Origin of the sequence: Bulleidia sp. HCP3S3_C9, from assembly GCF_052064035.1 — a bacterium.
GTDB lineage: Bacteria > Bacillota_I > Bacilli_A > Erysipelotrichales > Erysipelotrichaceae > Bulleidia.
The window spans coordinates 1-20,739 of record NZ_JBQHWJ010000045.1 but is presented as its reverse complement, the minus strand read 5'-3'; the positions used below and the strand labels follow the sequence as shown (position 1 = coordinate 20,739).

Genomic DNA, 20,739 nt, shown 5'->3' with positions numbered 1-20,739 from the left:
CAGGATTTACATGTACAAGAATCATTCCATTATCTTTACAATATGTAGCTAAAGCTTCCCAATATATGGAAGTCGGTTCCATACCAACGATAATCTTTTCAAGACCATTTGTTTTCATGATATTAACTGCCCAGTATTTGAACGTCTTAAATCCTTCTGCAGTATTATGAAAGTGTAATGGTTTTTTTGATAACTCCTGTTTTCTGCATGTAAATGCTCTGGCATATTCATCATATGATCCAACATCAACACCAATTACTAAAGTTTTTTCATCAACTAGTTCAATCTTTTCGTTTTGTTTGTTACAATTCTTCATAGGTACCTCCGTATTATTGTTTCAGCTAACCGGTCAAGATCAGCAGATTCAATTTTACGACAGGTACTTTTTTATTTCATTCTTCCTTTCCACTTCTGCATTTACATGTTACAGGAAGCTCTAGTAACTAGTTTATCATCACAACACATAAAATGACATTCCATTTTGTATGAACAAAGTAGATAAAGATACATCAACATCACATTCCATATGAGAATATTTTTCATACACAACAAGCTGTTCTTCCTGATTTTTTTCACGAAACAACATTTTCCTGCATGTATGAATCAGTTCATAAAACGATATCGTTGTATCTGTACGCACTTCGTATTTTGCTTCATAAATGACATCATCAATGTATAGAATAATCATAATATCCTCACAAGATTGCTTTCATATGCATGAAAATAGATTGCCTGATATTCATGTTTTACCTCATATCTGGAATGAAATGTATATTGCTGGTGAAAAGATGTACCAACATACAAAACATCACGATCTTCTGCATGCTTTTTCCGATATTCATCTAAAGAAAGGAAAATCAACTGGCCATCTTCTTCATCTGAATCTTTTCTTGTTGTGCACTTCGCATATATTTGCATTGTTTTACGATAAGCAATCCATTCTTCTTTATAGATTGAAACAATATAGACTGACTGTGTTGGCATAAGCGTCAGCCATGTGTAGTCTGTATAGGAAATGCCTAATGGAATCTTTCCACCTTTGTATTGTGTACGATCAATTCTTTCTGGCATACATGGAATGATTGTTTTCTTAGTATTTGCATGTGACTGTTTTAAAAGTTGAACGAGTTTTGAAGTAGATGTTTCCAGTAACTGAAATGAAAGAACATGATCCATTTTACATAATCCTTCATTTACAGTAGAACATATTTTCTTCTCTCCTGTCTCTAAAAACTGCTGGATCTGTGGAAGTGTATCACTTTGTAAGACATACCGATTTTCTAGAAAGACAAAATCTCGATAGCGCAATGCATCACAAGAAGATACGAATGTAATGACATGCATTTCATACATGGAAGCATGTTCCAGTATTTCATGAAACAACATAGGATATTGTTCATCTTCCTGAAGAAATTTTGATAAATCTGTAATCAAGAAAATCTTTTCCTTCTTCTGTTTTTTTAGATAGTGAAATACATTATGAATCAGTTCTGCATTTGTACTGTCACAAAGTGTAATCCAGTCTGGGTGAATTGTCTGCCATTGTTTCTCAAAGAAATGCAAATCATCAATTACAAACAATTCTTCCTTTTGCATAGAAACAAAAAGAACATGTAAGATCGTAGAAAGACAATTCTTTCTAGCATCTAAATCTGGACAAAGAAATACTGTATTTCTTTTCTGCGTGGAATACAAATATAAATCAATATATGCTCGATGATAGTAATCATCTGCTTTTGCGAATACAAATGGCAGATATGCTGATTCATATGAGAGTTTCTCTAATGGCTGTTTCCATAATTGTTTGATAGACTCATGAATTGATGTTTGAAATATTTGAAGAATCTCACTGCATGGAGATTCTGCTTCGATATCGTTGGTACATTGTACCCTCCCATTCAAATGCAATATATCGACACGATTATTGGCATGTTTTGTCTTACTGGAAGCATATGCACTTCTTCCATGAACCAATCCTTGATACGTACTGTACAAAATAAAATCACCTGGTTTTTTGCAATCCATTTCAAATGGTTCATGAATTACTTCATGTGCGTCTTGATTTCTTGCAACTTTCAAAACAATCTGAAATGAACAATTTGCCCAGATTTCTTCATTAATAATTCCTGCAGGTTTTTGCGTACATAAAATCAAATGTATCCCTAAACTTCTGCCAATACGCGCAATTGAAACAAGATCACGCAGAAAATCAGGCTGCAGTCTTTTCACTTCAGCAAACTCATCCACAACGATCACTAAGTCTGCCATTTTTGGCATGTCCTTGAATTGAAAAAGATGCTTTCGATACGAAGTAATATCTGTAATTGGATGAACACTTCTTTCATTCATGTTTTGTATATTCTTCTGTCGTTCAATGCATTCATTCTGAAAAGATACGAGTGCTCTTTCCATATGCTTTGTATCTAGATTTGATAACGTACCACAAATATGAGGCAATGATTTTAATGCATTGCTTGTGCCGCCACCCTTAAAATCAATCAAAGCAAAATTCACATCTTCATAAGAATAATTCAATGCAATGGATAACAACATCGTAATAATCAGCTCACTTTTTCCACTGCCTGTCATACCCGCAACCAATCCATGTGGACCATCCTTCTTCTCGTTAAGATCTAATAGAATATGCTCTCCATTCTTGTCATTGCCAATCACTGCCAATAATCCTTCATTGATATCATTTCTATGCCACCGTTCATAAATATCATGCATTGTTACTCTTTCCATATTCTGTATAGAAAAGAAATCCTGCTCTTTCTGATGTATGATCCACGAATCTTTCTGAAGATGATATAAGAGGTATTGCATATCTAATTCACATATATCATATGTAAAAGAACACTGCTGCTTTGTTAAATAGTCATATGCACATGTATTTTCTATATCGATTGCTAAATCACACTGAACTGTATCAATATCTTTTGTAAATACAATCATTGCTTCATTTTCTAAAAGATCTTTTTGATCAATGATGATTGTTAAAAACTTTTTATCTTTCAGACATTCACTGAATTCTTTTGCTTCTTTGAAAGATGAAGTAATCATTCTTTGATTATGATACAGACAGTTCGGAACAAGACGAACCCATTGATGTTTCTTAAGCCAGAATGCATCCGCATACACAATACATGGACAGTCATATAAATATATGAATTGCAGAAAGATATATTTTAGATACATTTCTCCTTCATCTTTTATCGCAATCTTATGGTATATATGAAATGAATTTATTTTAGGATACAGATTTTCATCATTTGTCTGTTTAAGTTTTTCATCAACGTTTTGATGAATCACATCTTTTGTATCAAAGAAACGAAGTTGTATTCCATCATGGATAGAATGCAGGTATCGATCTTCTTTCGTTTCAATTTTATATTTTAGAAGTGAACAGGAAGGAAAATACATATCCATATATTTTCTATACGCAGATGCGAAAGAATCATAATACATATAATACGCATTAATCCATTCTTGTTCCTTCTGTTGATTCTGCATGGTTATTTTTTTCTTTTGACGAGCATCATATATACGATTCAATGGCTGAAACAATAAAGAAGAAACAAGCATCACAGAAGGCAGAAGAATCATCGGGATGAGTGAATACACATCTCTTCCATTCATATAGCTTTGATATGCCGCAAATAGTGCTGCAGATAAAGAAGCAGAAGACATGAGCAATGCAGGGCCTGTTTCTAAAAGAAATGGGCGCAAATGTGAAGGATAGACTGCTTCTAATTGTAATGGAATATCATAATGCAATTCATCATTGTATGATGGCACATGGTTTTGAATCACTCGTATTTTCTTTTCAGGCGAAAAACTCATTTCTTTTTTATGAGAAACATACTCCTGCAGATGAATTTCTTCATCTGCAAGAGTACGCAGCATGATACCATCATCCATAAAGATCATACGTAATCCATGAATGCATAAGACATCTAGAAATTGATATGTTGTATCTTGAAGAAATGCATTCTTGTTAAAGGAAATAAATGGATATTCTCTACAGGAAATGATGAGATGCTGTATTGTATCAATTTTTAATACAACATCAGCTAAGGAAGGAATAACAATATCACAATGTTTTTCTCCGCCAATCAAAATACAATCTTTCATTGCGTATTTACGATAGATATTTTTATTGTGTTCTATGAGCAGTAAAAATTGTGCAATTACATTGTTTCCTTTATGCATTTCACAGACTTCTTCATTGTTTAACACAGTTTTGCTTAATGTAATATTCCGTACAGATCGTAAATACACTTGTGTGTTGTTTTTTGTAACAGTCAATGCGTAGTTAGAAATCATGATTTTTTCTTGTCTGTATTTCAACACATATGGATAACATGTATCGTTCTCTCTGATCCATAAAATCATATTTTATTTTTCACTCACTAATACATTACACGAAATAGAATGTTTCTTATCACTCGTAGCCACTGTTACAACAACACTGCCGCTTTGTAATCCACTGACGTTTCCATCTGCATCTACACTGGCAATATCTGTATTTGAAGAAGTATATACAAGATCATTTTTTGTATAGCCTTCTGGCAATGCTTTGATACCAATTGCTTTTACGTATCCTGCATGTACAACAAAGGAATAGTCTACAAGCTGGATTTTCTTACTGACAGAAAGTGAATCTAGTTTTGCTGCTTTCAAACGGTCTTTTCTCGTACATTTTGAAACGAATTGAAAATTCTCTAAATGTGTTTTTCCTTTTGGAAGAAAAGACAGTTTCGCTAAATCATTTCTCTTTGTAAGCCCAAGCTTTCCAAGCTGTGATTTTGCACTGTTCATCTTCAGATATAAGACAAGTTCTGCATTGATATCACTACATACAAGAATCGAAGAATTTCCTTCAAGCACTTCATCCATCACGTCACTTCCAACTTCAGTTGGAATCACTTTATGCTCATCATTTTCATAAATATGCAGTGATGTTTTCAAAGAAGCTTCTGCAGCTGCATTTAAACTCACATCCATTAAACGCAGCGAAGCTAGATTCAAACCGACGTCAATACCTGCACCTGCTCTTGTATTTGCTTTAAAACGATTCATATTTGTATGATTCATTGTATGAATCATACGCATCTGACCATCTTTTACTTCACAGCCAATTTCAGAATTCTGTGTTAAAGAAAGTTCAACTCTGCCTGAAGCATACAGATTCATACGCAATCCAATAGATACATTCATCATCGGTGCACCATTAACGGGAACTTTGATTTTGCATAATTCTAAACTTCTTTCTACAACATCTTGTTTTTCAACAAACATCTTCGGTAAAGAAGACAGTAGATTCTGACTGTCAGCCTTTGAAAAATCTCCATACAGATTTTTATAAGAACCATTCTTTAATCCAAAACTTTCATTGGTTGAAAACTTAACTTTAAAATATGCATCTTTGACATCTTTTTTTTTGCTTTTCCATTGATAATCAACATGCATTCCACTCAGTTTTAAAGAACTGTAAACTTTTGAACCATACGGTAATACTTTATTCACTTCTGCTTTTAGAGCCGTTCCGCTTACACTTACCACAACATTAAATTCACCAATATGAAACGTTCTTTGAAGAGGTTTTGTAGACATCATTGTCAAATGATTTGTAAAAGATGTTTCCTGTAATATCTCCCCTTCACCATCAACGATTTCTGCATTTTCAAAATTCAATTCCTGACTGCTGGAAAGATCCATATCTTCTGTATAGTCCAGTAAATTAATTTCTTTCAAGTACGCAGTTGTATCATCTATTCTTTCAATCTGAAAATACTGCTCTTCAGAACCATCTTGAAAATGAATGAGATCTCCTTCCTGTAAAGAAGGATCATCAATCTGTATGGAACAAGATGAGGCATCATAAGATACAGGTACAATTTCTTTCACATCTGTATTCTGATTCCATGTAATCTCTGTATGTGTTTCTGTAATTTCACGGTTGTTAATGTATGTAACGGCTTTTTGTAAATACGTTATTGCTTCCTTTCGATCAAGAGCTTGTTTTGGATAAAACATAGAACGATGATCTAATTTCATGAGTCCACTGCTCACTGCAGCCTCAATCTGTTTTTTAAAATTCGAATCAGAAATATCCTTAATGTTAATGTCACCATCTGTTTTGCCAACAAGATTCATTAATGTATATGCACAGTATTCTTTCGTTAATACTTCATCAGGATCAAAAGCATACGATTGTTCCAATACGCCCCACTCTACTGCAGCCTGTACGGCATCAAAACATACATCATCTTTATTCACATTGATAAAATATGGTGTCTGCTGCATATATGAATCAATACCTGCATCTTCATCAAGCATTATGATCCAATCGGATAAAGTGATAGATGATATCTCTTTTGTTTTACATGCACTTACAAGTGTTAAAAAAATACACGCTATAACTATGAAACTAGCGGTATTAGACCTGCATGCCCGATGCATTCGATGTAATCGTTGTTTCCAGTGTGTCATAAGAAGATACCGCCAAATCTAAGAACTTAGCATATTGATTAATTGTTTCTTTCTGTTTCTCAAAACGTGAAGAAAACAAATTAAATTTGTTGCGAATTTCTAAAGAACCATCTGAAATCCAGGAACTGTCTAAGCGATTCATTTCACTCTTCATTGCATTTAATTCCTCGTCCATTAACATATTTAACGAACGCAACTGGTTTGCAGTATCCTGCACCTCCTGCAAAGAAATATGAATAGTAGCCATGTTACTTTCCTCCTAATGCATTGATCATGCTTGTTAATTCCTGCTGTGTATTGCGATATGAACGTGCACTGTTTCTTAAGAAATCAATGTATTGTGATGCTAGAAGATGCAGCTGCCTGAAATTAGATTCATAAGAAGCAATCTGCGATGTAAATGCACGATTGTCCTCTCCATTCCATGCATTCGACATTGTTTCTACCGATTGAAACAACAAATCACAATGATGCAGATAATCCTGATTTTTTTCTTCCATGCGAGCAGCACAGGATTCCAGCTGCTCAACTTCTACTGCTATTTTTCTCATATATTTATCCTCCTAAATATATATTCACGAAAAAAAGCAAATCTCCCTAAAAAAATGAAATTTCTTATTAAAAAATGAGCAACTTCCTTTATAATCTTTAGGGGCGAGGTAAAATCATGATAAAAAAAGCTTTTGACTCAGAAAAATATCTTTCAATGCAGCGAGATAAAATTCTTGAGAGAATTCAAATGTTCAACGGTAAATTATATATGGAATTTGGAGGCAAGATGTTCCAGGACTACCATGCATCCAGAGTATTACCGGGATATGATCCAAATAATAAAATTAAACTCTTATTAGAACTCAAAGAACAGGTTGAAATCATCATCTGTATTAATGCTAATAACATAGAAAATTCAAAAGCACGTGGTGATCTAGGCATCTCTTATGATCAGGAAGTATTCCGCCTGATTGATGCATTCAAGGAATTAGGACTCTACGTTGGCAGTGTAGTCATTACACAATATGCACATCAGAATGGCGTTGATGCATTTAGAAATGCATTAAGAAATTCAGGAATTCAATCTTACCTGCACTATCCAATCAAAGGATATCCAACAGATGTAGATTTTATTGTATCCAGTGAAGGACTCGGCAAAAATCAGTATATTCCAACAACAAAAGATCTTGTTGTTGTCACTGCACCGGGACCTGGTTCAGGTAAAATGGCAACCTGCATTTCACAGCTCTATCATGATGCTGCGAATGGCATCCATAGTGGCTATGCAAAGTTTGAAAGTTTCCCAGTCTGGAATCTATCATTACACCATCCAGTTAATCTTGCATATGAAGCAGCTACTTGCGATCTAGATGATATTAATATGATTGATCCATTCCATTTAGAAGCATATGGAAAAACAGCAGTCAACTACAATCGAGATATTGAAATTTTCCCAGTACTAAATCGTATCATCAAAAAGATTATGAAGGATTCTCCATACAAGTCTCCTACTGATATGGGTGTCAATATGATTGGATTCTGCATCTCGGATGAAGATGCCGCAAAGGAAGCATCTCAGCAGGAAATCATTCGTCGCTACTACCAGACACTTTATCAATATAAGCAGAACAAACTGCCAGAATCTTCCGTTCAGAAAATTGAAGTATTGATGAATGAATGCGGTATAACAGTCAATGACAGAGATGTTGTTTTAAGAGCTAGAAACAAGGCTAACGAAACACATTCTCCAGCAATGGCATTACAGTTGCCAGATGGAAGATTTGTCACTGGAAAAACAAGTGATTTGTTTGGACCAAGTGCTTCCTGTATTGTTAATGCAATCAAGGCACTATCCAATATTGACCAGGAAACAGATCTCATTGATCATGAATCCGTTTCATTGATTCAGAAATTAAAAGTAGAAAACTTAGGCAACCGCAATCCAAGACTTCACTCTGATGAAGTATTGATTGCCCTGGCAATGAAAGAAAAAACAAATCCACTTGTTTCTCAGGCAATGGAACACTTAAGTGAACTGAAAGGATCAGAAGCACATTCTACAGTTGTATTACCTCTAGAAGATGCGGATATCTTCAGAAGATTAGGTGTCAATGTTACGTTTGATCCTGAATATTCTCAAAAACGTCTATATCATAAAAAATAAGATCAGCCGATCTTATTTTTTTTATCATATTTAAGACTGATTTTTGAACGTGAAATCTGGCTTTGTACAACAAATCCTCTTTTCACCAGGAAATCATAGATTTCTACCTGCCTGAGATAAATCGTGATTTGAAGTGGGTCTTCACAGCTTTCCTTGATATGGTCTAACACCTGTGTTCCAATCCCTTGCTTTCGATATTGTTGCAGAATATATAGAAAAGAAAGATCATATGAAAAATCATAGCTTTCTTTGCATCGATAATATCCAACAACATTTTCCCCACATACAATCTTTGTATAAGATTCAATATTTGCCTGCAGATGATTCTGCATCTGTTGAAGAACTTCTCTTAGATCAACAACTGTCTGATCTTCATAAAGCTGTACGTTTCTTTTCTGTATAGCAAAAATAGATGCAATATCATCATTGTCTGCGTGTTTATACTCCAGAAGCATAAATAACTCCTAAAACAATCAGCAATTGTGCAATACTATATGTTTCCATCACACCTCTTTGCGGTGACTTTGTATATGTCTGATAAGAAAGCAGCGTATCAGAAATCAAGAACACAATTGATCCAAGCCATGACAAGATATTCATTGTTTTGATCATATTGACATACGCCATCAAACTCATAAAGAGAATCGTAATCACATACACAATGGTAGCTTTCTTAAACGAAGCAGGCACTACAGGAAGAATCAGCTTCAGGTAAAGACAACCCGCAATTCCATACAGTAAAACACCAACCCAGAACATTAAACTTGTAAGCGGCAGCGGGTGAATAAAATAGATACCATATGATATATGAGCAAGCATAAAAGATATCAGTCCCAGCTGATAATTCTTTTTTGTTTTATTAATGAGATATACATCTCCTGCCCATGACAATAATAAAGCAATATACAGTAAAACATCATGATTCACATGAAACGATAAATATGCCATTAATGCAGGCATTAAGAAAAGCTTAAAATTACGCATCATATTATGTTCTGAAGCGTATGAATCAATACATGCGGAAGCAATATAAAATATTAGAAGAAAATTTGCCATCATCCCTCCAAATAATACATATTATTAATCCGTTAAACCAACTACCTCTTGATCTGGGTGTAATTTTCCTTCCTTAAAGTGTTTTCTACATAAAGCAATATATTCATCATTTGCACCAAGCATCACCTGTGCACCTTCTCTTACAATGCCATCAGCATTATATCTTGCATTGCAGATTGCTTTATGACCACACCAGCACATTGTTTTTACTTCATTGATTTCATCGCAGATTTCAAGCAGTCTTTGTGATCCTGGAAATAAGTGATTCTGGAAATCAGCTCTTAATCCATAACAAATGACAGGTACATGAAGATCATCAACAATATCACTTAAAAAATCAATTTGTTCACTTGTGGCAAATTGCGCCTCATCAACAATCACAACATTATAAGAGCCAAGTTTTTCTTTGTCCCAGTGACAGATTTCATCCAGTAATTCACATTTACTTTCTAATCCCATTCTGCTTTTGATGACTCTTGCACCATCTCTTGTATCTACGCCTGTTTTACATAGTAAAACTTTCTGGCCTCTTTCACGATAGTTAAATGCAACCATCATTGCATTTGCACTTTTAGAAGAACCCATTGCTCCATAGTAAAAATATAATTTTGCCATACATACCTCAACTTTTTATATTTTAGCATTTATTCTGCAAATATACATCTAGGAATAAAAACAATCCTGTCAACATGATCACATGGTCTAGAACGATATGCATATGCTCCAGATTCAAAACAGATATACAGATTACCATTTTCATCCATATAACAGTCTTCTGCCATAACAGGAAGATCTATTCCACTTACATAATTGACATCTCTAGCATCCACATTTCCATCCTGATTTTTTGTATTTTCAAAGATACGTAATCTAGAATGATCTATCGATCCATACGATTGCGTGATCGCAATATACATATCATCCAAAGCCATTCCCTGTGCATTTCCATTAATGTAAAATAAGCTAGCTGGCAAGGCATAGGCATCTGGTTCATCATCATATACATCACTCATCAGATTTCCTGTTTCTTTTAGTCCACCATCGTCAGTAATTTCAAATTCCTGAATCGTTGTCTCAGCTTTCATATTAGATTCAAAATATCCAATATACAAGGAACCATTATAATAATTCATAAAGCTAGATCGTTTCTGTGTATCAATCTGATACTGCATTGTATAGCGAACTGGTAAATACTTTTCTTCAAAATCATACGAAATACAATCAGAAATAGATAGCGCACAGACAAACGCAACCTTCTTTGTTTCTTCATAGCAGCATACCCATAAATTCTGGTAATAAGAATCGTATGCAAGAGAACCAACATGACTCTTGTCTGGCAATACAATTTCTTTGATGAGTTCTTTTGTATTTTTATCCAGCATATAAATCACAGAATTGTGCTGTTTTGTACAGCAATAGGCAGAAATAAAAATATAGTCTTCAGAGAATACTACACCTTGTGGTGTCATAGATGTACAGATTGAAATTTCATTTGCCTGATTATCTGTAAGAGTTCGAGTAGATTTCAATCCAGGAATGCAAAAAGAATTATTTTTTACTTCATCTAAAACACTTTCATCTGCATCGATATATTTTTTCATTGTATTCATAAACACATCTTCTGTATAAATAGAATCTGTATTTGTTTTTCTTGAAAATGTAAATGGTTCATGTTGTTTGCGATATATATAGTGATAATATGCTTCTCCACCTTTTTGCGTCCACCAGTAGGCAAAATTTGCAGAAATCCCAATACAGATCATTAATGCTATCACGAATAACACTTTCAAAAATTTCTTCATGCATCTCATTTTACTACAAAATGATATCTTATCATCTAAAGAACATCTAAAAAAAGCAGGTCATTTGACCTGCCCTATGCATTAAAGAATACCAACTCTCTTGAAAATTGTATCCACGTTTCTAACGTGATACATTGGATCAAAACAATCTTCAATTTCTTCTGGTGTTAATGTTTTCTTCACTTCTGGAACAGATGTAATCAAATCTCTGAAATTGAGATCATTTTCCCAAGCCTTGATTGCCTGAGGCTGTACAGTATCATATGCCTGTTCTCTGCTCCATCCCTTTTCAATGAGTTTTAACATAAATCTCTGAGAGAAGATAACACCATTTGTCAGCCAGATATCTTTCTTCATCTTTTCTGGGAAAACTGTTAGATTCTTCAAGATGTTTCCAAAACGATTCAACATGTAATCTAACAATTCCGTAGCATCTGGAGCGATGATTCTTTCTGCAGAAGAATGAGAAATATCTCTTTCGTGCCATAATGGAATGTCTTCATAAGAAGTTACCATGTATCCTCTTAATACTCTTGCACATCCACAGATATTTTCACTGCCAATAGGATTTCTCTTATGAGGCATTGCTGAAGAACCCTTCTGTCCCTTATTGAAATGTTCTTCCACTTCTCTAACTTCTGTTCTTTGCAGATGTCTGATTTCAGTAGCCATCTGTTCAATTGTAGAACCAATCAATGCTAATGTAGAAAAGTAGTTTGCATGTCTATCTCTCTGTAAGATCTGTGTAGAAATATTCGCAGATTGAATACCTAGCTTTTCACAGACATAATCCTGTACGAATGGTGGGATATTTGCGAAAGTACCTACAGCACCAGAAATTTTACCAGCTTCAACATCTTTTCTTGCTTCATCAAAACGGTTTAAGTTTCTCTTCATTTCTTCATACCATAAAGCAAACTTCATGCCAAATGTAGTGATTTCCGCATGTACACCATGTGTTCTACCCATCATGATCGTATCTTTATATTTCAAAGCATTTTCTTTCAAGACTTCCATGAAATCCAGAATATCCTGTCTCAGGATTTCATTAGCTTTTTTGTATCTTAATCCATACGCAGTATCCACAACGTCTGTTGAAGTAACACCATAATGTACCCATTTCTTTTCTTCACCCAAGGATTCAGAAACACAACGTGTAAAAGCAACAACATCGTGGCGTGTCATCTGTTCAATTTCATGAATACGATCTACATCAAATTTCGCATTCTTTCTGATTTTTTCAACATCTTCTTTAGGGATTTCTCCTAGTTCACTCCACGCTTCGTCAATGAGGACCTCAACATCCATCCAGGCCTGAAATTTAGCCTGCTCTGTCCAAATGTTTCGCATTACTTCTCTAGAATATCTTTCAATCATAGAACCTCTCCTTTTCTTCTTATTGATTTTCAAGAACGTTTTCAACTTCGAGTCTAGCTTTTTCTATATCACTGCTCACCACAAGGATAATTTTGGTATCGTTATGTTTTTCAATTGCATTACTGATCTTAAATACTTCTTCCGGATAATTTTTATTGCATTCATTTTTCAATGAAATCAGAAAATCATCAATGTATGAAAGACATGCATCCATATCATTTGGATAAAACACCCCAATCATATCATAATTTCCTTCTGTTGATGATCGATACAAAGATGCATCTTGAATTACATCTTTATCTCCAGAAAATACCATACCAATGACAATTCTATTTTTTACAGCTACAAGCTCATCTTTCATTCCTAAGGAAGAAACAAGCTGAATCGTTTCCATTTCAGATTGAGACATTTCACTCTGATTTATCGAAACATGATTACTTGTGCATCCACATAGAAATGCAATCGATAGAATCACCAATACATATTTTTTCATCATTTCAATATTTTCTCAACTATATTTTTTGCCTGTTCCATATCATCCGCAATCACTAATACAACATATTTATCATTACTATCAAGAAGTGCATTTTTAATTTTATTCACTTCTTCTCCAAAATATTCCTGTGCATTCGCTTCTGCAGATTCTAGATATGTTTGTAATGATACTTTCACATCATTGCTGTTATTTGTTCGAAATACCGCAACGGTATTGGAGTTTCCAGCAATATTAGACAAGTATACACAAGCATCTGTATATTTTGAATCATCCCCCTGGAAGAACAGGCCCTTGATTGCTCCTTCTACAAGTGGTTTGTCCATTGTATCCTGCAGTTGCAATTGTTTAACAATTTCTGTTGCTTTTTCATACGCTTTGCCGGAAGTTTCAGCTTCTTCCACCTGTTCAGCTTCTGGAGTTACAGTCATTGTAGGTTTTTGGATTGTTACGGATTCTTCGTGATATTCATCCCAGTAGCAACCGGTTAATAGTGACAGCAGTAATATGCTACTCACATATTTTTTTGACATATGTCTCCTCCTTTACAACATGATGTGCAATTGAATCAAGAAGTGCATTGGCACCATCTGCATTGAGATGTAATCCATCCCAGACATATTCATCTTTGATTTTATTTGCCTCGTCAATCATACCATCTTCTGTGTTGTAATAATATACATGTTTCTCACTTGCTAATGATGCCATTGCTTCATTTGCAAGTGCTAATTGCTGATTTAATTCTTCATCTGTTAAATCTGTTATATATTCAGGCTTATAGCTGGACATCAGATAAACCGAACATTCTGGATCATGATTTCTAATATCATCAATGACTTCGCCATATGTATTCTTCCATTCATTCCAGTCATTCTGACGAATTTCATTGATTCCTAGCCAGATATAAATATTTTTTTTCTGTGTTGTAGTTAAAAGTGAATATAACGTATTGTCTTGAAACTGTTCAAACATATCTGGATTTAACATATCATAAATACGATACAGACTCATAGATTCACAATACCATACTTCTGCACCATAGTCTTTTAATGGTGTATATAAATACAGTGAGCCCATTCTAGAATCTCCCGCAAAGAATGTATTTGCATAATACGATACATCAATCGCTTCTTCTGTATATGGTACTGGTTTTGCATAATCATAATAATTGATATTTCGACAATGATACGCTGTTTCTTTTTTGTCTGTTATATTAGAGGAATGGCAGCTCGTAAGCATTGTGGAACAAAGAAGTATATGCAACAAATATCTCTGTTTCATACATAGCCTCATGAATGAAACAAATCATCATTGTTATCTTTATTAAATTCAGGTAGATCTGGCAGCTCATCTAATGAAAGCAATTTGAATGCATCCATAAATTCATCTGTTACGGAATACAAGAAAGGCCTGCCTGGAGCATCACTTCTGCCTTCTTCTTTGATCAGCCCTCTTGCTTCCAGCTTACGAATCATTACATCCGCACCAACGCCTCTGATTTCTTCAATTTCTACACGTGTAATTGGCTGTTTATATGCAATGATTGCTAATGTTTCCAATGCTGCATTCGACAGCTTGGAAATCTTGTCAATTGAGAACAGTTTCTTTGCTGCCTCATGCACAAATGCCTTTGAGAGAAAACGATAGCGACTTCCATATCTCTCAATTTCAAAGCCTCTGGAATCATCTACATACTCCTTCTGCAGTGCATCAAATAACTGTTCTGCTTTTTTGGTTGAAATATCCATGGATTTACTCGCCTGTTCAACCGTTAATCCATCATCTCCAACTAGAAACAACAGTCCTTCCAGAATTGCTTTGAGCTTCACATCATTTTCTTTCTGTGCAAGCTTTGCTTCTTCCTCTTTTTGAATCGAAGGATCCATGCTTAGCTGCACATTCTTTTCTTCATGAGCTTCCATTGTTTCATTTGCTTCAATCTGAGGAAGATTGTTTTCTGTCATATTCATATCTTCATTCATTCAGCATTTCCTCCTCTTGTAAACCATATCACATCATTTTCATCAACAGTAAAGGCTAATGTATGTTGTCTTGCTAAATCCAGAACGGATAAAAATGTTGCGATAAACATTGGCATATCATGTACATCTTCTAAAAGATTTTCAAAGCGGAATGTCTTAGGAAGCTTATCCAGCATTGCACGCACTTTTAATTCTCTATCTTCCATAGAAACTTCTTTGACAGTATATGTAGATTCTTGTGGAACAGACAATCGCATACGCATCATAACACGTTTCATTGCACGCATCAGATCATATGGATTTCCTTCATATGGTAAAGATTCATCTTCTTTCATCCATTGATCCACTTCATCAGATAATGGACGAGATAATTGCAACTGTCTGCTTTCATACAAAGCATTCAAATCTTCAGAAGCTTCTTTAAATTGCTGATATTCAAGTAATCGTTTAACAAGACGATCTTTTGGATCTTCCTCATAGCTGTCATCGAGATCTTCATGTTTTCCTGGAAGCATCTTTTTAGACTTGTATTCAATCAGCGTCGCGAGTTCGCTTAAATACTCGGAAGCGATTTCTAAATGCAGATTTTCCATTTGATTTAAATATGCGATATATTGATCCGTTAAAACATTCATATCTAAATTCATTAAATCCAGCTGCTTTTCTTTGATTAAATGAAGCATCAGATCTAATGGACCGTCAAATGTGTCTATCGTTACTTTAAATTCATTCATAGCGCAACTATTATAACAAAAAATGGCCTCTTTTAATAGAGACCATATTTGTTACTTTACAACGATATTTACGATTTTATTAGGGATTACAATGACCTTGCGCACTTCGCCTTCAGCTAAGAATTTCTGGACTGCATCTAATGCAAGTGCCTGCTTTTCAACAGCTTCTTTATCCGCATCCTTGTCAGTTTCAAACTTGCCTCTGACTTTACCATTAACCTGTACAACAATCATTACTTTACTAACTTCAAGCTTGCTTTCGTCATATGTTGGCCATGGTGCATAGGCAATAGATTCCTCATGACCTAACAGCTGCCACATTTCTTCTCCGATATGAGGTGTAATACAAGAAAGCATCTTGATGATTCCTTCTGCATATGGCTTGTATACAGTGTCTACCTTATATGCTTCATTGATAAAGATCATCATTTGAGAAATTGCTGTATTGAAACCTAAAGCTTCATAGTCTTCTGTAACCTTCTTAACAGTCTGATGATAGATGAGATCTAATTTACCATCATTTGTATCTGTCAACTTGCCAGATTCAATGAATAAACGATAAACACGGTCAATCCATCTTCTAGCACCATCAACACCAGCCATAGACCAAGGTTTGCTTGCTTCTAATGGTCCCATAAACATTTCATATAAACGAAGTGTATCTGCACCATACTGCTTAACGATATCTGATGGATTAATTACATACTTAGGGAATCTCTTACCCATCTTGATACCATTTTCACCTAAGATCATACCTTGATGAACAAGCTTCTGGAATGGTTCTTTACATGGAACGATGCCTTTATCATATAAGTAATTGTTCCAGATACGAGAATACATCAAGTGACCAACCGCATGTTCAGGTCCACCAACATATAAATCTACTGGCATCCAGTGTTTCAATAGTTCAGGATCTGCCAGCTGCTTTTCATTCTTTGGATCAATATAACGCAGATAATACCAGCTAGATCCAGCTGAACCAGGCATTGTAGAAGTTTCACGGGTACCGTGAACACCATTCTTGTCATATTTCTTCCATTCCGTAGCATTTTCTAATGGCGCTTTCCCATTATGACCCTTATAATCTTCAAGCTCAGGAAGAATCAATGGTAATTCATCATCAGGCAATACATAATCTGTCCCATCATCTAAATGTACGATAGGAACTGGTTCACCCCAGTAACGCTGACGTGCAAAAATCCATTCACGGAAACGATAGTTGACCTTTTCTTTAGCAATACCCATAGCAACAAGTTTTTTGGTAATTGCGACTTTTGCTTCTTCTACTGTTAATCCAGTAAATTCTTCAGAGTTGATCAGTTTGCATCCTTTGCCTAAATAATCCTGCTTTTCAAATGCACATTCACTGACATCTCTTCCTTCAATAACCTGAATCATATCAATGTTGTGTGCTTTTGCATATTCAAAGTCACGCTGATCATGGCTTGGTACTGCCATAACAGCACCTGTACCATAGTTTGCCAATACGAAATCACCGATAAATACTTCTACTTCTCTGCCATTGACTGGGTTGATTGCCTTGATTCCTTCCAGTCTGCATCCAGTCTTTCCTTTATTCAATTCTGTACGATCCATATCAGATTTGGAAAGTGTCTGTTGAATATATGCCTTTACTTCTTCCTGGTTCTGGATACGAGGCATCAAATCCTGAACAAGTTTTCCATCTGGTGCAAGAACCATGAATGTGATTCCATAGATTGTTTCAATACAAGTTGTAAAAATAGAGAATTTACCGCCACCAACGATATTAAATTCAACTTCTACACCTGTAGATTTACCAATCCAGTTACGCTGCATTTCCTTTGTGGATTCTGGCCAGTCAATATTGTTTAATCCCTCTAGAAGTCTTTCTGCAAAAGCAGGCTGATCAATACACAATTGCTTCATATTCTTACGAACAACTGGATATCCACCACGTTCACTCTTACCGTCAATGACTTCATCATTGGACAATACTGTACCAAGCTCTTCACACCAGTTGACAGGCATATCTACATATTTCGCATAGCCATCTTCATATAACTGTTTGAAGATCCACTGTGTCCAGTGATAGAAATCAGGATTAGAAGTTGCGATCATTCTTGACCAGTCATAGTCAAATCCCAATTCTTTTAACTGTTTTGTAAAAGTTTTAATATTTTCTTGTGTAAACCCATTTGGATTGTTACCTGTCTGTACAGCGTACTGTTCTGCTGGCAAACCAAAAGAGTCATATCCCATTGGATGCAGAACATTATATCCCTGCATACGCTTCATACGCGAAACGATATCTGTTGCGGTATAGCCTTCTGGATGACCTGCATGCAGTCCTACTCCACTTGGGTAAGGAAACATGTCTAATACGTAATACTTTGGTTTTGAAAAATCCCAGACATCTGTTTTAAATGTCTCATGATCTTCCCAATACTTCTGCCATTTTTTTTCTACTTTTAAATGATCGTACATAAACCCTCCTGAAAAAATATAAAAGACGTCCAAATCTAAGGACGTCTTGTAAACGCGGTACCACCTTAGTTCATATGAAAATTTCATATGCACTTCATTCTTCTCTTTAACGCAGAGCAACGATCACTCATAAGGTGAGTTCACTTGTAAATATGCTGCGGATTTCACCAAATCTCCGTCTCTCTAAGCCATACGTATAAGCTACTATTCTTATTTCATCACGATGAAATTAGTGTATCACTTTTAAATTTCAAAAACAATGAAAAATCATTTTGTTAAGCCAAACAAATCTTCGACAATATAATCAGGATGATGCTGTTCATTCATTCCTGTATTTTCAATAGAATTTCCCTCTGTTACAAATACAGTTGTAAATTCACAATGCATTGCGGGAAGAATATCTCTTTCAAAATCATTTCCAATAAACAAGATATTTTCCTGATTGAGATACAGCTTTGCCATCAGAAGATAATTATCACATCCTCTGCCAAAGGAAATACTTTTACATCCCGTTGCATACTCTATCATCTTTACAATTGCAGCATTGCCAATCATACGCAATCCATCTACAAACTGTACATTGCGATTATCACTGGAAACAAGCATTGCACCATCCTGTACAGCCAAAGAAATTCTTGAATAATCATAGTATGTACTTTTTTTATTCATTCCCATAATGATAAAATCTGGATGATCAAATGTAATCTGATAGTTTCCTTTTTCTAAAACTTCTTTAATTCCAGCGCCACCTAAATAACACGCTTTCTGCATGTCTGGATAACGTAAATGCATATAGTCTCTACAAGCCATACTGCTTGTATAAATTGAAGATGGACGAATATAGCGAAACCCTCTTTCTACAAGATAGTCAGCAATATGATCCTGGATTCTTCCAGACTGTTCCGTCACAATGATATATGGCATCCCTTCTTCTTCGAGTTTCTTCATAAAAGCAATTGCTCCTTTCGAAGCAATTCCATTTTTCACCAAAACATCTAGCTGTATGATATAGCTTGCATCAAACATAATAATCCCTACGATATTTTATCATAGATTGTGGTAACATAGATGCATGAAAACTTCTACAAAGATATTACTGACGATATTCTGTATGTTATCTATTACAGCCTTTTTACTCATCGATTCTTTTTTTGTGGCACCTGCTAGATTCATTACGCGACACGTTACAATTGATAATGAGCAAATCCCAGAACAGTTAGACAATATGAATATTCTTTTCTTTTCAGATCTTAAATATGGCATCTATATGAATGAAGAAAGACTGAACAAACTTGTTGATACAATCAATGCATCTGGAGCAGATGTTGTCTTGTTTGGTGGAGATATCTATGGAGACTCTGTAACAGTTGATGATCACAGTACTTCCCTCATCACAAAAGCATTCTCTAATATTCAGGCAAAATATGGAAAGTTTGCGGTATATGGTGATATTGATGGTGCAAGTGATGTCATGAAATCTACAGTCAATGCAATCTATGATGCTTCTGACTTTGAAGTAATTCAAAATACATCTTTCCAGATCCATAAAAATGGCTCTCAGTTTATTACTGTTGTTGGATTAGATAATGGCATTGATGGTACGAAAGATATTGATGGTGCCTACAGTAACGTTTCTAAAGATTCATATGTCATGACACTTTGTCATACACCAGACACTGTCAACGAAGTACCGAAAGATTTAACAGATTACTTCCTGGCAGGACATTCCTTAGGTGGACAGGCAAACTTCATTTTCACTTCATTCTATGAACCTGCCTATGCAACGCAATATCTAAGAGGAAAGCATCTCATTGATAACACATTTACACTGGATATCACAAACGGTACAGGAACAGTCAATCAGGACGTCCGATTATTTACACCCGCAGAAGTTGTCGTATATACATTAAAAATGACACAGAAAAAAGAAGAGACACTCCCTTCTTCAAAGCTGGATACAACAACACCTGCTCCAACAGAAGATACTCCATCCAAAGAAGAAACAACTCCTGAAGAAACTCCTCAGGAAGAGAATCATGAAGAATAAGCCAGATAAAAAGAAGCAAACGCGAGACTGTTGAAAAAGTATCAGTCATAAACGAGATTTAATCAAATTGTTTACAAATTAGAATGAAAACAGGTATATTCACAAATTTCAGAAAAGAATTTGAGGTATATA

General features: G+C 35.1%; 20 protein-coding genes and 1 other annotated feature. Of the genes, 2 read left to right on the top strand and 18 right to left on the bottom strand.

The features are described 5' to 3' along the window. From ACTND6_RS08195 to ACTND6_RS08170, 6 genes are all read right to left on the bottom strand, one after another. The coding region (locus ACTND6_RS08195) for an IS110 family transposase (protein ID WP_441023550.1) at window positions 1–316 on the bottom strand (316 nt) is incomplete at its 3' end. A 138-nt stretch (window positions 317–454) separates the two neighbouring features. Further along, the gene (locus tag ACTND6_RS08190; protein ID WP_178175378.1) at window positions 455–688 is read right to left on the bottom strand and encodes a hypothetical protein; all 234 of its coding nucleotides are present in this window, start codon (window positions 686–688) and stop codon (window positions 455–457) included. Beyond that, the gene (locus ACTND6_RS08185) at window positions 685–4,395 is read right to left on the bottom strand and encodes an FtsK/SpoIIIE domain-containing protein (RefSeq protein ID WP_441023548.1); all 3,711 of its coding nucleotides are present in this window, start codon (window positions 4,393–4,395) and stop codon (window positions 685–687) included. Before ACTND6_RS08185 ends, ACTND6_RS08190 begins: the two co-directional genes overlap by 4 nt. Before the next feature lie 3 nt (window positions 4,396–4,398). Beyond that, window positions 4,399–6,342, bottom strand: coding sequence for an Ig-like domain-containing protein (locus ACTND6_RS08180; protein WP_441023546.1), 1,944 nt, complete (start codon window positions 6,340–6,342; stop codon window positions 4,399–4,401). A 100-nt stretch (window positions 6,343–6,442) separates the two neighbouring features. Continuing rightward, entirely contained in the window at window positions 6,443–6,742 is a 300-nt protein-coding gene (locus ACTND6_RS08175) for a pore-forming ESAT-6 family protein (RefSeq protein ID WP_441023543.1), read from the bottom strand. Window position 6,743: 1 nt separating this feature from the next. After that, window positions 6,744–7,046, bottom strand: coding sequence for a WXG100 family type VII secretion target (locus tag ACTND6_RS08170; protein ID WP_441023541.1), 303 nt, complete (start codon window positions 7,044–7,046; stop codon window positions 6,744–6,746). A gap of 116 nt (window positions 7,047–7,162) precedes the next feature. Between ACTND6_RS08170 and ACTND6_RS08165 the strand changes: the two genes are divergently transcribed. Further along, window positions 7,163–8,650, top strand: coding sequence for a DUF1846 domain-containing protein (locus ACTND6_RS08165; protein WP_178175383.1), 1,488 nt, complete (start codon window positions 7,163–7,165; stop codon window positions 8,648–8,650). Between the two features lie 2 nt (window positions 8,651–8,652). On the opposite strand, the gene ACTND6_RS08160 is transcribed toward ACTND6_RS08165, so the two are convergent. The 12 genes from ACTND6_RS08160 to ACTND6_RS08105 all read right to left on the bottom strand — a co-directional run bounded on the left by ACTND6_RS08160 (window position 8,653) and on the right by ACTND6_RS08105 (window position 19,586). Then, the gene (locus ACTND6_RS08160) at window positions 8,653–9,105 is read right to left on the bottom strand and encodes an N-acetyltransferase family protein (protein WP_441023538.1); all 453 of its coding nucleotides are present in this window, start codon (window positions 9,103–9,105) and stop codon (window positions 8,653–8,655) included. Continuing rightward, window positions 9,089–9,706, bottom strand: a complete 618-nt coding sequence (locus tag ACTND6_RS08155) for a lysoplasmalogenase (protein ID WP_441023536.1) — start codon at window positions 9,704–9,706, stop codon at window positions 9,089–9,091. The genes ACTND6_RS08160 and ACTND6_RS08155 overlap by 17 nt, the downstream gene beginning before the upstream one ends. Window positions 9,707–9,730: 24 nt before the next feature. Further along, the gene (locus tag ACTND6_RS08150; RefSeq protein WP_441023535.1) at window positions 9,731–10,321 is read right to left on the bottom strand and encodes a thymidine kinase; all 591 of its coding nucleotides are present in this window, start codon (window positions 10,319–10,321) and stop codon (window positions 9,731–9,733) included. Between the two features lie 29 nt (window positions 10,322–10,350). Continuing rightward, entirely contained in the window at window positions 10,351–11,508 is a 1,158-nt protein-coding gene (locus ACTND6_RS08145) for a hypothetical protein (RefSeq protein WP_441023533.1), read from the bottom strand. 81 nt (window positions 11,509–11,589) lie between these two features. Next, window positions 11,590–12,885, bottom strand: coding sequence for an adenylosuccinate lyase (gene purB / locus ACTND6_RS08140; RefSeq protein ID WP_441023531.1), 1,296 nt, complete (start codon window positions 12,883–12,885; stop codon window positions 11,590–11,592). Between the two features lie 19 nt (window positions 12,886–12,904). After that, window positions 12,905–13,381 carry a hypothetical protein gene (locus ACTND6_RS08135; RefSeq protein ID WP_441023529.1) on the bottom strand — a complete coding sequence of 159 codons (477 nt, stop codon included), beginning with the start codon at window positions 13,379–13,381 and terminating at the stop codon, window positions 12,905–12,907. Next, on the bottom strand, window positions 13,378–13,911 hold the full coding sequence (locus tag ACTND6_RS08130; protein ID WP_441023527.1) for a DUF4358 domain-containing protein: 534 nt from the start codon (window positions 13,909–13,911) through the stop codon (window positions 13,378–13,380). Before ACTND6_RS08130 ends, ACTND6_RS08135 begins: the two co-directional genes overlap by 4 nt. Beyond that, window positions 13,889–14,659, bottom strand: a complete 771-nt coding sequence (locus ACTND6_RS08125) for an SGNH/GDSL hydrolase family protein (protein ID WP_441023525.1) — start codon at window positions 14,657–14,659, stop codon at window positions 13,889–13,891. The genes ACTND6_RS08130 and ACTND6_RS08125 overlap by 23 nt, the downstream gene beginning before the upstream one ends. Before the next feature lie 8 nt (window positions 14,660–14,667). After that, window positions 14,668–15,360 (bottom strand): SMC-Scp complex subunit ScpB, encoded by a 693-nt coding sequence (gene scpB / locus ACTND6_RS08120; protein WP_441023523.1) that lies wholly within the window; start codon window positions 15,358–15,360, stop codon window positions 14,668–14,670. Further along, on the bottom strand, window positions 15,357–16,094 hold the full coding sequence (locus ACTND6_RS08115; RefSeq protein ID WP_178175392.1) for a segregation/condensation protein A: 738 nt from the start codon (window positions 16,092–16,094) through the stop codon (window positions 15,357–15,359). Before ACTND6_RS08115 ends, scpB begins: the two co-directional genes overlap by 4 nt. 51 nt (window positions 16,095–16,145) lie before the next feature. Continuing rightward, complete coding sequence (gene leuS / locus ACTND6_RS08110; protein WP_441023521.1) at window positions 16,146–18,560, bottom strand: leucine--tRNA ligase; 2,415 nt, start codon at window positions 18,558–18,560, stop codon at window positions 16,146–16,148. Between the two features lie 34 nt (window positions 18,561–18,594). Continuing rightward, window positions 18,595–18,788, bottom strand: a binding site (T-box leader). Window positions 18,789–18,827: 39 nt separating this feature from the next. Continuing rightward, window positions 18,828–19,586, bottom strand: coding sequence for an HAD hydrolase-like protein (locus tag ACTND6_RS08105; RefSeq protein WP_178175394.1), 759 nt, complete (start codon window positions 19,584–19,586; stop codon window positions 18,828–18,830). Between the two features lie 46 nt (window positions 19,587–19,632). Here ACTND6_RS08105 and ACTND6_RS08100 point away from each other — a divergent pair, with 46 nt between their 5' ends. Beyond that, entirely contained in the window at window positions 19,633–20,607 is a 975-nt protein-coding gene (locus ACTND6_RS08100) for a metallophosphoesterase (protein ID WP_441023518.1), read from the top strand. Window positions 20,608–20,739: the final 132 nt, after the last annotated feature.

Bases quoted from the DNA above. Each gene is read 5' to 3' on its own strand.
- ACTND6_RS08190 (WP_178175378.1), bottom strand. From the start codon at position 688: ATGATTATTCTATACATTGATGATGTCATTTATGAAGCAAAATACGAA.
- ACTND6_RS08185 (WP_441023548.1), bottom strand. From the start codon at position 4,395: ATGATTTTATGGATCAGAGAGAACGATACATGTTATCCATATGTGTTG.
- ACTND6_RS08180 (WP_441023546.1), bottom strand. From the start codon at position 6,342: ATGCTTGATGAAGATGCAGGTATTGATTCATATATGCAGCAGACACCA.
- ACTND6_RS08175 (WP_441023543.1), bottom strand. From the start codon at position 6,742: ATGGCTACTATTCATATTTCTTTGCAGGAGGTGCAGGATACTGCAAAC.
- ACTND6_RS08170 (WP_441023541.1), bottom strand. From the start codon at position 7,046: ATGAGAAAAATAGCAGTAGAAGTTGAGCAGCTGGAATCCTGTGCTGCT.
- ACTND6_RS08165 (WP_178175383.1), top strand. From the start codon at position 7,163: ATGATAAAAAAAGCTTTTGACTCAGAAAAATATCTTTCAATGCAGCGA.
- ACTND6_RS08160 (WP_441023538.1), bottom strand. From the start codon at position 9,105: ATGCTTCTGGAGTATAAACACGCAGACAATGATGATATTGCATCTATT.
- ACTND6_RS08155 (WP_441023536.1), bottom strand. From the start codon at position 9,706: ATGGCAAATTTTCTTCTAATATTTTATATTGCTTCCGCATGTATTGAT.
- ACTND6_RS08150 (WP_441023535.1), bottom strand. From the start codon at position 10,321: ATGGCAAAATTATATTTTTACTATGGAGCAATGGGTTCTTCTAAAAGT.
- ACTND6_RS08145 (WP_441023533.1), bottom strand. From the start codon at position 11,508: ATGAAGAAATTTTTGAAAGTGTTATTCGTGATAGCATTAATGATCTGT.
- purB (WP_441023531.1), bottom strand. From the start codon at position 12,885: ATGATTGAAAGATATTCTAGAGAAGTAATGCGAAACATTTGGACAGAG.
- ACTND6_RS08135 (WP_441023529.1), bottom strand. From the start codon at position 13,381: ATGATGAAAAAATATGTATTGGTGATTCTATCGATTGCATTTCTATGT.
- ACTND6_RS08130 (WP_441023527.1), bottom strand. From the start codon at position 13,911: ATGTCAAAAAAATATGTGAGTAGCATATTACTGCTGTCACTATTAACC.
- ACTND6_RS08125 (WP_441023525.1), bottom strand. From the start codon at position 14,659: ATGAAACAGAGATATTTGTTGCATATACTTCTTTGTTCCACAATGCTT.
- scpB (WP_441023523.1), bottom strand. From the start codon at position 15,360: ATGAATGAAGATATGAATATGACAGAAAACAATCTTCCTCAGATTGAA.
- ACTND6_RS08115 (WP_178175392.1), bottom strand. From the start codon at position 16,094: ATGAATGAATTTAAAGTAACGATAGACACATTTGACGGTCCATTAGAT.
- leuS (WP_441023521.1), bottom strand. From the start codon at position 18,560: ATGTACGATCATTTAAAAGTAGAAAAAAAATGGCAGAAGTATTGGGAA.
- ACTND6_RS08105 (WP_178175394.1), bottom strand. From the start codon at position 19,586: ATGTTTGATGCAAGCTATATCATACAGCTAGATGTTTTGGTGAAAAAT.
- ACTND6_RS08100 (WP_441023518.1), top strand. From the start codon at position 19,633: ATGAAAACTTCTACAAAGATATTACTGACGATATTCTGTATGTTATCT.